Origin of the sequence: Streptomyces sp. B15 (genome assembly GCF_018070605.1) — a bacterium.
GTDB lineage: Bacteria > Actinomycetota > Actinomycetes > Streptomycetales > Streptomycetaceae > Streptomyces > Streptomyces smyrnaeus.
The window spans coordinates 1-13845 of the sequence record NZ_JAGPXJ010000074.1 but is presented as its reverse complement, the minus strand read 5'-3'; the positions used below and the strand labels follow the sequence as shown (position 1 = coordinate 13845).

Sequence of the window (13845 nt, the reverse complement as noted above, 5' to 3'; positions counted from 1 at the left end):
GCGGCCCCCCGAGGGTGCGCGGAGGAGGCGGCTGTCACCACTCGATGCCCTTCTGCCCCTTCTGGCCCGCGTCCATCGGGTGCTTGACCTTGGACATCTCGGTGACCAGATCGGCCGCGTCGATCAACTGCTGCGGCGCGTTGCGCCCGGTGATGACCACGTGCTGTGTGCCGGGACGGTCCCGCAGCACGGCGACCACCTCCTCGACATCCACCCAGCCCCAGTGCATCGGATAGGCGAACTCGTCCAGCACCAGCAGCCGGTACGTCTCGGCGGCCAGGTCCCGCTTGACCTGCTCCCAGCCCTCGCGGGCCGCCGCCTCGCTGCTCATCTCGCCGTCCTGGACGTTGCGCTGGATCCACGACCAGCCCTCGCCCATCTTGTGCCAGGTCACGCTGCCGCCCTCGCCGGAGTCGCCGAGCACCTTGAGCGCGCGCTCCTCGCCGACCTTCCACTTGGCCGACTTGACGAACTGGAACACCCCGATCGGCCACCCCTGGTTCCAGGCGCGCAGCGCCAGCCCGAACGCGGCCGTCGACTTGCCCTTGCCGACGCCCGTATGGACGGCCACCAGCGGTCTGTTGCGCCGCTGACGGGTGGTGAGACCGTCCTGCGGTACGACGTTCGGCTGCCCCTTCGGCATTACGCGGCCCTCCCTGCGTGCCCTGCGTTACGTGAGTCGGTCGTGCTGCGGACGAGTTCCGTCACCGCGTCGGCACGCAGCTCGTCCAGGGTGACGGCGCTGCCGCCCAGTTCGGCGGCCAGCTCGCGGGCCAGCCCCAGCCGCACATGCCCCGCCTCGCAGTCCACCACCACCGAAGCGGTGCCGTCCGCCGCCAGCAGCCGCGCCGCCTGCCGGGAGCGCACCAGCGGCTCCGGGCCGCCCGTGGCGCGCCCGTCCGTGACGGTGACCAGCAACGGCCGCCGCGCCGGGTCCCGCAGCCGCTCGACCCGCAGCACCTCGCGCGCCCGCAGCAGCCCGGCCGCCAGCGGGGTGCGCCCGCCGGTCGGCAGCGACTCCAGCCGGGCCGCCGCCGCGTCCACCGACGAGGTGGGCGGCAGCGCCACTTCCGCCTCGCCGCGCCGGAAGGTCACCATGCCGACCTTGTCCCGCCGCTGATAGGCGTCCAGCAGCAGGGACAGCACCGCCCCCTTGACGGCGCTCATCCGCTGCCGCGCCGCCATCGAACCCGAGGCGTCCACGACGAACAGCACCAGATTGCCCTCGCGGCCCTCCCGTACGGCCTCGCGCAGATCGTCCCGGCGCACCACCAGCCCGCTGCCGCGGCGGCCACGCGCGTGCTGGTACGGAGCCGCCGCCTGCACGGTGGCCGCCAGATGCAGCTTGCCCAGCGCGCCCTGCGGGCGGCGCGCCCCCGTGGTGCGGCCATGCGCCGTACGGGCCCGCGAGCGGCGCCCGGCCGCGCCCTCGCCGAGTCCGGGGACGGTGAGGGCGCGCGCCTTGAACGGCTCGTCGGCGGGCGCTGCGGCCTGCTGAGGGGGCGCGGGCGCGCCGGGGTCGGGCTCACCGCCCGCGGTGCTCTCGGCGGAGGGCGGTGCGGCGGTCTCCTCGGAGCGTTCGGGCTGCGTCTGCTCGGGGATGGACGGCTCGTCCCGCGGGGCCTGGGCACCGTCTTGCGGCGCCCCCTGCGGCGGCAGCCCGCCACCGCCCTCAGGGCCCCCGTCCGGTCCGTCCGGTCCGTCCGGTCCGCCGTCCGGTCCGTCCGGCTGAGGGCCGTCCTCGTCCTGGTCGCTGTTCTCCTCCAGCGTCCGGTCCAGCTTGTCCTCGTCGAGACCGGGGGCGTCGAACGGATTGCGCCTGCGCCGGTGGGGGAGGGCCAGCAGCGCCGCCTGCCGCACATCCGCCGACTCCACCCGGGTACGCCCCTCCCAGGCGGCCATCGCCGTCGCCGTACGGGCCATCACCAGGTCGGCGCGCATACCGTCCACCTCGAACGCCGCGCAGGTGGCGGCGATCTGCCGGAGCGCCGCGTCACCGAGCCGTACCCGGGGCAGCAGTGAGCGCGCGGCGGCGATCCGCTCGCACAGCTCCCGTTCGTCGTCGGCCCAGCGTGCCGCGAACCCCTCCGGGTCGTCGTCGTACGCCAGCCGCCGCCGTACGACCTCCACCCGCTGGTCCGTCTCGCGCGAGGCGGCCACCTCGACCGTCAGACCGAACCGGTCGAGCAACTGGGGGCGCAGCTCGCCCTCTTCCGGGTTCATGGTGCCGACCAGCAGGAAGCGGGAGGCGTGCCGGACGGAGACACCCTCGCGCTCCACGTAGGAGGCGCCCATGGCGGCGGCGTCCAGCAACAGGTCCACGAGGTGGTCGTGCAGCAGGTTGACCTCGTCCACGTACAGCACGCCGCGGTGCGCGTCGGCGAGCAGTCCCGGCTCGAACGCCTTCACACCCTCGGACAGCGCCCGTTCGATGTCCAGGGCACCCACCAGCCGGTCCTCCGAGGCACCGACCGGCAGTTCGACCATGCGGGCCGGGCGGGACTCGCCGGCACCGGTGTCTTCGTGCGGACCGTCCGGGCACGCGGGGTCGGGCGTGGCGGGGTCGCAGGAGAAGCGGCAGCCGGACACGACGTCCACGCCGGGCAGCAGCGTGGTCAGCGCCCTGACGGCCGTCGACTTGGCCGTGCCTTTCTCACCGCGCACGAGCACGCCTCCGATGGCGGGGGAGACGGCGTTGAGCAGCAGGGACAGCTGGAGGTCCGCCTGGCCGACCAGGGCGGTGAAGGGGTAGGGGGTCACGCGTCACTCCTTCGAGTGGCTTGGGTGCGTCAGGGGTGCCGGATCGCGGGGCCGGTCACGGCGGTGCCCCCGGGGGTACGAACGGCAGCCCCTCCGGCACCCCGTCCTCGATGAGCCGCAGCAGCGCGGTCGTGTCCGCGTGCTCCTCGATCAGGTCGCCGAGCCGGTCGAGCTGTTCCTCGCGCAGCGCGGCGAACCGGGTGTCGGGCGCCGGCTCGAAGGCGCGGCCCGCGTCGGCCGCGACCTGCCGCAGAAAGGCGCGCCGGAAGCCGTCCGACTCCAGCGAGCCGTGCCAGTGGGTGCCCCACACGGTGCCGACCCGGCAGCCGTCCAGCGGGGCACTCCCGGCGTCGCACAGGAACGGCTCGCCGCCGTGCACATCCGCGACGCCGTGGTGGATCTCGTAGCCCTCCACCGGCTCGCCCAGCGCCCTCCCGTGCGGACGGGCCAGGGTCTTGTCCTGGGCGAACCGCACCCGCACCGGCAGCAGTCCGAGCCCGTCGACCACACCGGCGCGCGATTCGACGTCGTCCTCGATGCGTTCGCCCAGCAGCTGGTAGCCGCCGCAGATGCCCAGCACGGGCCGTCGCTCGGCCGCACGCCGCGCCAGCGCCGTGGCCAGGCCCCGCTCGCGTATCCACTCCAGCGCCTTGACCGTGCCCCGGGTTCCCGGCACCACCACCAGGTCGGCGTCGGCCAGCTCCTCCGGGCGGTCGCAGAACCGCACCACCACGCCGGGCTCGGCGGCCAGCGCGTCCACATCGGTGAAGTTGGACATCAACGGCACCGGCAGCACGGCGACCCGCAGCACATCCGCGCCGTGCGGGGGCGCGACGGTGGACTCCCGTACGGTGCCGCGGAGCGAGACTCTCAGCCCGTCCTCCTCGTCGATGCCCAGCCCGTGCTGGTACGGCAGTACGCCGAGGGTGGGCCGCCCGGTCATCCCGCGCAGCATCTCCAGGCCCGGCTCCAGCAGCGAGACGTCGCCGCGGAACTTGTTGACCAGGTAGCCCGCCAGCAGTTCCTGGTCCTGCGGGGCCAGCAGCGCCGTCGTGCCGAACAGCGAGGCGAACACGCCTCCCCGGTCGATGTCGCCGACCACCAGCACCGGCAGCCGGCAGGCGCGCGCCAGCCCCATGTTGACGATGTCGCTGCGGCGCAGATTGATCTCGGCGGGGCTGCCCGCACCCTCGCAGATGACCGCGTCATGGGTGCGCCGCAGCTCCTCAAGACAGCCCGCGACCGTCTCCAGCAACTCCTCCCGCCGTCCGAGCCGCGCTCGGCCGTCGCCGCTGCCGGGATGGCGGCCGAAGTACCCGCGTGCCGACATCTCGCCCACGGCCTTGCCCAGCAGTACGACCTGACTGGTGCGGTCGCTGCCCGGTTTGAGCAGTACCGGATTCATCAGCGCGCTCGGCTCGACCCGTGCGGCGGCCGCCTGCATGGCCTGTGCACGGCCGATCTCCGCGCCGTCGAGTGTGACGAAGGAGTTGAGCGACATGTTCTGCGCCTTGAACGGCGCCACCCGTACCCCTTTGCGGGCCAGCCAGCGGCAGATGCCCGCGGTGACCACGCTCTTGCCGGCGTCCGATGTCGTCCCGGCGACCAGCAGTCCGCCTGTCGTGCGCGCGCTCACCGCGCTCCTCCCTCGCCGCGCCCCCGCCCCGGGCGGCGCGCTGCCGTACCCACCAGGCAGCTCGTCACCAGCGCCAGCACTCCTACCCGGCGCGAGAGCCGTACAGCCCGCTCGATGTCCGCCGACCGGACGGCGCGCCCCCGGGTGTTGAGGACAGGCCGGTGCTCCACCCGTCCGCCGTAGGAGAGGGTGCCGCCCAGCCGCACCCCGAGCGCGCCCGCGAACGAGGCTTCCACCGGGCCCGCGTTGGGGCTGGGGTGGCGGTGCGCGTCGGCGCGCCAGGCGTGCACGGCACCACGCGGATCGGGCCCGGCGAGTGCGGCCAGCGCGGCGGTCAGCCGGGCCCCCGGCCAGCCCGCCACATCGTCCAGCCGGGCGGCGGCCCAGCCGAAGCGGCGGTGGCGCGGGGAGAGGTGGCCGACCATCGCGTCGAGCGTGTTGACCGCGCGGAAGCCCACCAGCCCGGGGACGCCTGCCAGCGCGCCCCACACCAGCGCGCCCACCACGGCGTCCGAGGTGTTCTCCGCGACGGACTCGACCACTGCGCGGGCCACCGCCGGTGCGTCGAGGTGCTGCGGATCGCGCCCGCACAGCGCGGGCAGCCGCTCGCGTGCCAGCTCCAGGTCCCCCGCCTCCAGCGCGGCGCCCACGGCACGGGCTTCGCGGGTCAGCGAGGTGCCCCCGAGGACGGCCCAGGTGGTGGCGGCGGTCAGTGCGAGCGCGGGGACGGATGAACGCTGTCCGGTGCAGGTGCGGGTGCGGGTGCGGGCGCCTACGGCGTCGCGCGCGGCGCTCGCCGTGGTCAGCGCGCCGGCGGCAGCGGCGGCACCCCCGGCGCTCAGGAGGACGTAGAGCGCCCCGGTGCCCCGGTGGTCGCGCCACATCCGGCGCTCCAGCGCCGCGGCGGCCCGGCCGAAGGCAGCGACCGGATGCCCGCGGCGCGGGTCACCCAGCAGCGCGTCGGCGGCGAACCCCAGCAGCGTGCCGCGCACATGGACGTCACGGGCCCCCATCAGACGGCGGGTCCGGCGCACACATCCACGGTGGTGACGGGCGCGACGTCGGCGAACGCGGCGACAGGCGCGTCGGCGGTGATGCCTGCGGGCAGGTCCGCGGGCACGTCGGTGAAAGGTATGGCGGCAGGGCCACGCATCACGGTGTCCTCACTCAGGGTCCTCGCCCTGGCTCGAATCGACCGGCGGCGAGAGTCTCCTGGCTCCCGGATCCACACCGTCCCCCGCCTTCCAGCCCGGTGGGCCGTGGCTTCGCTGGGGGAGGCGCTCCCCGGTGACAGTGGCGGGACCGCGCCGGATTCGCACCGGCTTCCTCTCCATGCCGCCGTTTGGCAGGGGAAGTCCACCACGCCGGTGTGGCCCCGTCAACTCGCCCCTGACCTGCGACGGGGAGTGCGGGCCGACACACCGCGAGGGGGTACGGGATGGTCCCGTACCCCCTCGCAGAAGCCTGCCCGGGGCGGCTATGCCGCGATCAGGTAGATCCCGTACGCCACCGCCGCCAGGCAGAGCGCGTAGCAGAGGTAGGCGCCGGTGCGCGCCAGCGGCGAGGGCGTGGTGCCCGCGGTACGGGGCGAGCCCGCGACGATGCCGAGGGTGAAGACGCCGACGAGTCCCACCGTCGCCACCAGGCTGACGCCGAAGACCTGGCCGAGTGCGGCCCAGTCGATGTTCATGCGGTCGTCCCTTCTGCCTAGCTGAGGCTGCTCGCCGACGCGGGGCGGCCGGCCGTGTTGTCCGCCGTCGGCGTCTCCTCGGTGGAGGCGACGCCCACTCCCGCCGGCGGCGGGGGCGGGGAGACGGCCTGGATGGCGGTGGTGACCACCCCGGCGGGCTCGGGCTCGCGACCGGGCTCGGGGGCCGGTTCGAGTCCGGGCTCCGGGGTGGGCTCCGCGGCCGGACCGGGGATCCCGGCGGCCTCGGGCGTGGCGGGCTCCACCTCGTTGACGTTGGTGTGGTCCACCGGAGCGCGCCGGGAGCGCAGCCAGATGGCGCCGCAGAGCCCGACGGCCAGGACGGCGACCGTCGTGACGCCCCAGTCGCCCTGCTCGGCCAGCAGTGCGGAGGCTGCCGCGATCCCGCCGGCCGCCGGGAGGGTCAGCCCCCAGCCGATGAACATGCGGCCCGCCGTCCCCCACCGCACGACCCCGCCCTTGCGGCCGAGGCCGGAGCCCATCACGGCGCCGGAGCACACGTGCGTGGTGGACAGGGAGAAGCCGATGTGCGAGGAGGCCAGGATGGTGGCCGCCGCGCTGGTCTGCGCGGCGAAGCCCTGCGGGGGCTGGATGTCGGTGATGCCCTTGCCCATGGTGCGGATGATGCGCCAGCCGCCGAGGTAGGTGCCCAGCGCGATGGCGAGGCCGGCCGAGGCGATGACCCACACCGGCGGGTCGGAGTCGGGCGCCAGGGCGCCGCCGGTGACCAGCGCCAGCGTGATGACACCCATGGTCTTCTGCGCGTCGTTGGTGCCGTGGGCCAGCGAGACCAGCGCGGCGGAGGTGATCTGGCCGGCGCGGTAGCCCTTGGCGGTCCGCTCCTGGTCGGCGTGCCGGCCCACCCGGTAGGTCAGCCGGGTGGCGCACACGGAGGCGATGCCGGCGACCAGCGGCGCGGCGAGCGCGGGGATGAGGACCTTCATGACGACGACGTCACCGTTGACCGCGCCGGTACCGACGGCGGCGACGGTGGCCCCGAGCAGTCCGCCCATCAGCGCGTGCGAGGAGCTGGAGGGCAGCCCGGCGAGCCAGGTCAGCAGGTTCCAGATGATCGCGCCGACCAGCCCGGCGAAGATCACTTCGGGCTGTATACCGGAACCTTCATCGATGATTCCTGAGGAAATGGTCTTGGCCACCTCGATGGACAGGAAGGCACCGAGGAGGTTGAGGACCGCTGACATGGCCACCGCCGCCCGAGGAGCCAGTGCCCCGGTGGAGATGGTCGTGGCCATGGCGTTGGCCGTGTCGTGGAAGCCGTTCGTGAAGTCGAACACCAAGGCCGTGACGATCACGATCCCGATGAGAAGCGTGATGTGTTCCATTCACCAGGCACAATCAGTTCGAAGGGCATTGACGTCGTGAACGTAAAGACGGCGAGTGAACGGAAGGTGAACTGGGGCGGGCATCGAAGTGTCGGCCCCTGACGCCTGTTGTGTGGGACAGGTCACACCGTAGGGGCGGTGGCCTCAGGAACCAACACGACGCGGCGTCGAGCCAGTTAACGCCATGGTGCCGAGCCGGTGAACACCGTGGTGGCGCGCCCTCGCCCCGTAGCGGCTCCGCCGACCGGGCGTCACCCTCCCGGCCCGCCCCGCTGGTTTCACCCGCCCGATCGCGTCAACACTGAGAAAGATGCGTCTGCGAACCGCGGCACTGGCCGCCACCTCCGTGCTCGGTACCGGCGCGGCCACCCTCGCGGCCGGACGGTACGCCGCCGACGCCGCGCTGCGCCCGCCGCGCCCCAGGAGCGACGGGGGCGGCAGGCCCACCGCCGGGTTCGAGGGCACCCGGCTGACCGTGCACTCCCACGAGGACGGCCGGATCGCCGTCACCCGCTCCCTCGCCGCCCGGCTGCCCGGCGTCTACGGTCTGACCGGACGCGGCGTCCACGCCGTCGTCGGGCCGGTGCTGGAGGAGGCCACGGCGGCGGAGCCCCGCCCGCACGCCGTCCTGCGGGAGCTGCGGCGCGTCGACCGCGGCCGGCTGAGCATCGGCGGCACCGTCCACCTCACCCCGCAGGTGTACATCGGCAACCCGGGCGAAGCCCTCGGTGTGGAGTACACCGACGTCGAGATCCCCGGGGAGCTCGGCCCGCTGCCCGCGTGGTTCGTACCCGGCGACCGCAGCGCCTGGGTGATCACCGTGCACGGCCTCGGCGCCACCCGCGAGCACCCCCTCACGCTGCTCCCGTTCTACCGGAGCCACAGCCTTCCGGTGCTCGACATCGCCTACCGGGGCGACGCGGGAGCGCCCCCCTCGCTCGACGGCATCGGCCACCTGGGCAACTCCGAGTGGCGGGACCTGGACGCCGCGATCCGCTACGCCGTCCAGCACGGTGCCCGGCGGGTGATCCTGCACGGCTGGTCCAGCGGCGCCACCATGGCCCTGCACGCGGCTGCGAACTCGCCGCTGCGGGAGCGCGTGGCCGGTCTCGTGCTGGACTCTCCCGTACTGGATTGGCGGCATACCGTGCGCGCGCTGGCGGCCTCCCGGGGCACGCCCAGAGCGCTGCTGCCGCTCGTCGTGCGCGCCGTGCAGGGGCGCGCCGGCCTGCCCGAGGGGCGCGACGCCGCACTGGTCGACCCGGCGAAGCTGGCCGTACCCACGCTGCTGCTGCACGGTCCCGCCGACACCATCGCCCCCTGGGAGGGCTCCCGGGCGCTGGCCGCACACCGCAGGCAACTCGTCTCCCTGCACAAGATCCCGCACGCCCCGCACGCCGCCATGTGGAACGCGGACCCGCACGGCTACGAGGAGAAACTGCGCCGCTTCCTCACGCCTTTCATGTGAACGCGCCCTTCATGTGCAGCAGTCACGTCATATGAAGCAGTGTCACGCTGAGCCCCTTTCAACAGCCCGCGCACACCCGTCAGCAGAGACCGAACGACCGGAATCGGCACCCCAGGTTTGGGTTTCAACGGCACAGCGTGAAGACTGCTCCTGTGACGACGTCCCGTACTCCGGGGGACAACCGGCTCCGCCTCGTTCCCCGACAGCCCGTCGCCGCCGCTCGGCGTACTGTGACGACCAGGCGCTCCGCCAGGACGCCACCGCCCCCGGACGGTGTGCTGCCCCGCGACCAGCTTGCCCGGTATGCGCGTGCCTGCCTCGCCGACGCCGTCCGCGTGGCCCGCTGGGCGGCCGAGACCGGCTGCTCCCCGCAGCCGGGCCCGGAGGCCGAACGAGCGGCCGAAGCGCTGCGGATGGCGGTCCCGCTGGTGCGCACGCACTGGGACCGGGCCAAGCTGGCCGGCCTGATCGAACTCCATGGCGACACCGCCCGCGCGGGATGGCGGCTACGTGCCTGGGACCGTGACGACAGTGCCGTGCTGCGGGGCTGGGTCGCGCTGTTCGACGCCTGGTCGCTGGCCCACCCCGCGCCGCTGGCGCACGAGCAGAGCCTGGTCGCCGAGATCGTCGAGGCGGTGCCCCAGTTCCTGTCCGTGATGCACCTGTCCGGCGGCCCCGTCACCTTCTCCCTGCTGCACGACCTGCTCGCCCAGCGCATCGCCGAGCTGCGGGCCGAACGGGACACCAGTCAGCACGGGGCCACTCGCGCGATGGTCGGCGTCGCCCTGCCAGGACTGCTCGACTGGGCGCTGGACGGGCTCAGCGCCGTGGGGGCGCTGACCCGCTGCCCCGACGAGGAACCCGCCGGGGAGCCCGGCGTACGGCAGGGCTCCGCCGTCCTCACACCGCTCGGCAACTGGGCGGTGTGGACCAAGCTGGAGCAGATCTGCGTCGCGGCGCAGAGCCCGGCCGGCAACATCGAGCAGTCGGCCGAGGAGATGCTGCGCGGCTGCGCCCGGATGACCCCGGGCCCCGCCCGTGACGAGTACCGCGCCTGGCTCGCCGCGCGCCCCACCGGACCGGCCGTCACCGAACTGCTGGAGGCCGCCCGGGGCGATGACGCGCTCATCAGGGGGCTGGCCTTCGAGGCCCTGCGGGTGGTGGGAGCACCGGCCGAGGAGGCCGTGCAGGAGGCCGCGAACGAGCCCACCCTGCGGCCCTACGCGCTGCTGTGGCTGGCCGAGCAGGCGGGTACGGACCCGGAGGACCTGGCCGGGGGCGCACCCGGCGTGCTCACCCGGCAGGAGGCGACCTGGCTCTGGGTCGACACCGCGGCAGCCGTCACCGACCACGGCGAGGAGCGGCTCCTGGTCGACCACCTGGGCACCGCCGTGCAGGGTTCGGTGCCCAAGCTGCTGGAGGACGTGCGCGCGACCGGTCATCCGCGCACCGTGCAGGTCCTCGTCGCGCTCGCCGCCGCACACCCGGACCCCGCGCTGGCCAAGGCCGTGCGACGGGCCGCCTTCCAGGTGCACACCGGAGGAGGGTGACCCCGGAGCGTGGCGGGGGCGGCGCGGTGGCGCGCGGCGGCCCCCGGCCGCCCGGCATCCGGGGTTTCCGGCGGCCCGGCACCGGCCGCATGCCGAAAAAGCGTTTGCGTCGCGCCGGTAGACTGGTTCTCATGCCTCATCTCCTCGTGCATTAGGCGTGCGTACGCCGCTTCCGCACTTCTTTCCGTACGCACGTCCACAGTCCTGCCTTGGAGTCCCCCAGTGATCACCGCCACCGGTCTTGAGCTGCGCGTCGGAGCCCGCGTCCTCATCGAGTCGGCCACCTTCCGCGTCGCCAAGGGCGACCGCATCGGCCTGGTGGGCCGCAACGGCGCCGGGAAGACCACCCTCACCAAGTGCCTCGCGGGCGAGGGCACGCCCACCGCGGGCACCATCACCAGCAGCGGTGAGGTCGGCTATCTCCCGCAGGATCCGCGCACCGGCGACCTCGACGTGCTCGCCCGCGACCGCATCCTCTCCGCGCGGGGCCTGGACGCGGTGCTGCGCAAGATGCAGGAGAACGAGGAGCGCATCGCGAACGGCAAGGGCGCCACTCGCGAGAAGGCGATGAAGAAGTACGAGCGCCTGGAGACGGAGTTCCTCACCAAGGGCGGCTACGCGGCCGAGGCGGAGGCCGCCACCATCGCCGCCAGCCTGGGCCTGCCCGACCGGGTGCTCGGGCAGCCGCTGCACACCCTCTCCGGCGGCCAGCGCCGCCGCGTCGAGCTGGCCCGCATCCTCTTCTCCGACGCCGACACCCTGCTGCTCGACGAGCCGACCAACCACCTGGACGCCGACTCCGTCGTCTGGCTGCGCGACTTCCTCAAGACCTACCGCGGCGGTCTGATCGTCATCTCCCACGACGTGGACCTCATGGAGACGGCGGTCAACAAGGTGTTCTACCTGGACGCCAACCGGTCGGCCATCGACATCTACAACATGGGCTGGAAGCAGTACCTCACCCAGCGTGAGGACGATGAGAAGCGGCGCCGCCGGGAGCGGGCCAACGCCGAGAAGAAGGCGGCCGCCCTCAACTCGCAGGCCGACAAGATGCGCGCCAAGGCCACCAAGGCCGTCGCCGCCAAGAACATGGCCCGCCGCGCCGAGAAGCTGCTGTCCGGGCTGGAGGGCGAGCGCCAGGACGACAAGGTCGCCAAGCTGCGCTTCCCCGACCCGGCGCCCTGCGGCAGGACCCCGCTGATGGCCGAGGACCTGTCCAAGTCCTACGGCTCGCTGGAGATCTTCACCGGCGTCGATCTGGCCATCGACCGGGGCTCCCGCGTCGTCATCCTGGGCCTCAACGGCGCGGGCAAGACGACGCTGCTGCGGCTGCTGGCCGGTGTCGAGGAGCCCGACACCGGCAAGGTCGTCCCCGGCCATGGCCTCAAGCTCGGCTACTACGCGCAGGAGCACGAGACGCTGGACCCGGCCCGCACGGTGCTGGAGAACATGCGTTCGTCGGCGCCCGACATGGACCTGGTGGCCATCCGCAAGACGCTGGGCTCCTTCCTCTTCTCCGGGGACGACGTCGACAAGCCCGCCGGGGTGCTCTCCGGCGGTGAGAAGACCCGGTTGGCCCTGGCCACGCTGGTCGTCTCCTCGGCCAACGTGCTGCTGCTGGACGAGCCGACCAACAACCTGGACCCGGCCAGCCGCGAGGAGATCCTGGGCGCCCTGCACACCTTCACCGGGGCCGTCGTGCTGGTCACCCACGACGAGGGCGCCGTCGAGGCGCTCCAGCCGGAGCGCATCATCATGCTGCCGGACGGCGTCGAGGACCTGTGGGGCGAGGAGTACGCGGACCTCGTCGCCCTTGCTTGATCCATTCGGGATGGATCATTCGGCCGACGGTTGATCCTTCATCTGAGTGAGAGCGGCTCGTACCTCGGCGCGGCCTCCCGGCCGCGCCGAGTCTGCGTGGCAGCAGCCGCCCACGTGCCGTCCCCCTTCCCGGCAGGCGGCGCTGACCTGCCGGTTTGCCCGTCGAGTCGGTTCGCATCGCGGCATGCACGTGCATCTGCATGGAGCCGGAATCTGTTGTCCTCCGGCATCCATGGCGTGCACAAGTTCCCGAGCCGCTCGTGAAGACCTTGCCGAATGGGTGGCCAGAAGTGAGGGGAGGGGTGATCATGAGAGTCACAGAGCGCACTTCCCACGAGGAGGCACGGGTGGCCGAGACTCTGAAGAAGGGCAGCCGGGTGACCGGCGCCGCGCGCGAGAAGCTCGCGGCAGACCTCAAGAAAAAGTACGACTCCGGAGCGAGCATCAGGGCGCTGGCCGAAGAGACGGGCCGTTCCTACGGGTTTGTGCACCGGATGCTCAGCGAGTCGGGTGTAACCCTGCGCGGACGCGGTGGAGCGACACGAGGCAAGAAGTCCAGCTCCTCCTGAGGAGGCTTTCGGGCGTTCCCTCCGGTGGTTACTCTTCGGTTGACCATACTGCTGGGTAACCACCGGAGGAACCTCGATGACCCTGCTCAACCAGGACGGCGTACATGTCGCCGCCGACGGTGAGGTGGCCACGGTCACCCTCGCCAATCCGGCCAAGCGCAACGCGCAGACGCCTGCCATGTGGCGGGCGCTGGCCGAGGCGGGACGCGTACTGCCGGGAACGGTCCGGGTCGTCGTCCTGCGCGGCGAGGGCAAATCCTTCTCCGCCGGGCTCGACCGCCAGGCGTTCGAACCCGAGGGCTTCGAGGGCGAGCGGTCCTTCCTGGAACTGGCGCGCGACACCGACGAGGAACTGGACGCCGCCATCGCGGAGTACCAGCAGGCGTTCACCTGGTGGCGCCGCACCGATCTCATCAGCATCGCGGCCGTCCAGGGCCACGCCATCGGCGCCGGCTTCCAGCTCGCGCTCGCCTGCGATCTGCGGGTGTGCGCGCAGGACGTGCAGTTCGCCATGCGCGAGACCAGCCTCGGGCTGGTCCCCGATCTGACCGGCACCCACCCACTGGTGGGCCTTGTCGGCTACGCGCGCGCCCTGGAGATATGTGCCACCGGCCGGTTCGTCCACGCCGAGGAGGCCGAGCGCGTCGGGCTCGCCAACCTGGTCGTCGCCGCCGACGAACTGGACGCCGCGGTCACCGATCTGACCGCGGCCCTCCTCGCCGCGCCCCGCAACGCCGTGGTCGAGACCAAGGCACTGCTCGCCGGAGCGGGGTCGCGCACCTACGAGGAACAGCGGGCCGCCGAACGGGCCGCCCAGGCGCGTCGCCTCCGCGACCTGGCGGGGCTCGGCGAATAGGCCGTCCGCCACCCTCCCGCCGCGGCGAACGGGACGCCCGCCGCCACGCTCGGCGATCCTGGCGCCTCGCGGGAGCCCTCACACCCGGTCGACGGCGGTCACCAGCACGGCGACGGTCACCTGGTCGGCGGCAC

At 73.2% G+C, this 13845-nt stretch carries 12 protein-coding genes and 1 riboswitch; of the genes, 5 read left to right on the top strand and 7 right to left on the bottom strand.

What is annotated here, in order from left to right; all coding sequences use genetic code 11:
- Positions 1–34 precede the first annotated feature (34 nt).
- The 7 genes from cobO to KBY19_RS26835 all read right to left on the bottom strand — a co-directional run bounded on the left by cobO (position 35) and on the right by KBY19_RS26835 (position 7447).
- A complete protein-coding gene (cobO, locus tag KBY19_RS26865) occupies positions 35–643 on the bottom strand; it encodes a cob(I)yrinic acid a,c-diamide adenosyltransferase (protein WP_185016491.1) in 609 nt (202 codons plus the stop codon).
- Positions 643–2760 (bottom strand): putative cobaltochelatase, encoded by a 2118-nt coding sequence (locus tag KBY19_RS26860; protein WP_210966864.1) that lies wholly within the window; start codon positions 2758–2760, stop codon positions 643–645. Before KBY19_RS26860 ends, cobO begins: the two co-directional genes overlap by 1 nt.
- Before the next feature lie 55 nt (positions 2761–2815).
- Positions 2816–4396 carry a cobyric acid synthase gene (locus KBY19_RS26855; protein ID WP_210966863.1) on the bottom strand — a complete coding sequence of 527 codons (1581 nt, stop codon included), beginning with the start codon at positions 4394–4396 and terminating at the stop codon, positions 2816–2818.
- A complete protein-coding gene (locus KBY19_RS26850; RefSeq protein WP_210966871.1) occupies positions 4393–5409 on the bottom strand; it encodes a cobalamin biosynthesis protein in 1017 nt (338 codons plus the stop codon). The genes KBY19_RS26855 and KBY19_RS26850 overlap by 4 nt, the downstream gene beginning before the upstream one ends.
- A complete protein-coding gene (locus KBY19_RS26845) occupies positions 5409–5549 on the bottom strand; it encodes a hypothetical protein (RefSeq protein ID WP_180289590.1) in 141 nt (46 codons plus the stop codon). The genes KBY19_RS26850 and KBY19_RS26845 overlap by 1 nt, the downstream gene beginning before the upstream one ends.
- A 52-nt stretch (positions 5550–5601) precedes the next feature.
- A riboswitch (cobalamin riboswitch) is annotated at positions 5602–5726 on the bottom strand.
- 147 nt (positions 5727–5873) lie between these two features.
- Positions 5874–6086, bottom strand: coding sequence for a hypothetical protein (locus KBY19_RS26840; RefSeq protein WP_099879373.1), 213 nt, complete (start codon positions 6084–6086; stop codon positions 5874–5876).
- A gap of 17 nt (positions 6087–6103) precedes the next feature.
- Positions 6104–7447: an inorganic phosphate transporter gene (locus KBY19_RS26835; protein ID WP_099879371.1), complete on the bottom strand. Its 1344-nt coding sequence runs from the start codon at positions 7445–7447 to the stop codon at positions 6104–6106.
- Positions 7448–7757: 310 nt separating this feature from the next.
- Here KBY19_RS26835 and KBY19_RS26830 point away from each other — a divergent pair, with 310 nt between their 5' ends.
- The 5 genes from KBY19_RS26830 (at position 7758) to KBY19_RS26810 (ending at position 13711) form a co-directional block, all read left to right on the top strand.
- Complete coding sequence (locus KBY19_RS26830) at positions 7758–8915, top strand: alpha/beta hydrolase (protein ID WP_210966862.1); 1158 nt, start codon at positions 7758–7760, stop codon at positions 8913–8915.
- Positions 8916–9190: 275 nt separating this feature from the next.
- The gene (locus KBY19_RS26825; protein WP_099879367.1) at positions 9191–10465 is read left to right on the top strand and encodes a hypothetical protein; all 1275 of its coding nucleotides are present in this window, start codon (positions 9191–9193) and stop codon (positions 10463–10465) included.
- A gap of 222 nt (positions 10466–10687) precedes the next feature.
- Positions 10688–12286, top strand: a complete 1599-nt coding sequence (locus KBY19_RS26820; protein ID WP_099879365.1) for an ABC-F family ATP-binding cassette domain-containing protein — start codon at positions 10688–10690, stop codon at positions 12284–12286.
- Positions 12287–12633: 347 nt separating this feature from the next.
- Positions 12634–12855, top strand: a complete 222-nt coding sequence (locus KBY19_RS26815; RefSeq protein ID WP_019358282.1) for a helix-turn-helix domain-containing protein — start codon at positions 12634–12636, stop codon at positions 12853–12855.
- Positions 12856–12931: 76 nt separating this feature from the next.
- Complete coding sequence (locus KBY19_RS26810) at positions 12932–13711, top strand: enoyl-CoA hydratase/isomerase family protein (protein WP_099879361.1); 780 nt, start codon at positions 12932–12934, stop codon at positions 13709–13711.
- The last annotated feature ends 134 nt before the right edge of the window (positions 13712–13845 follow it).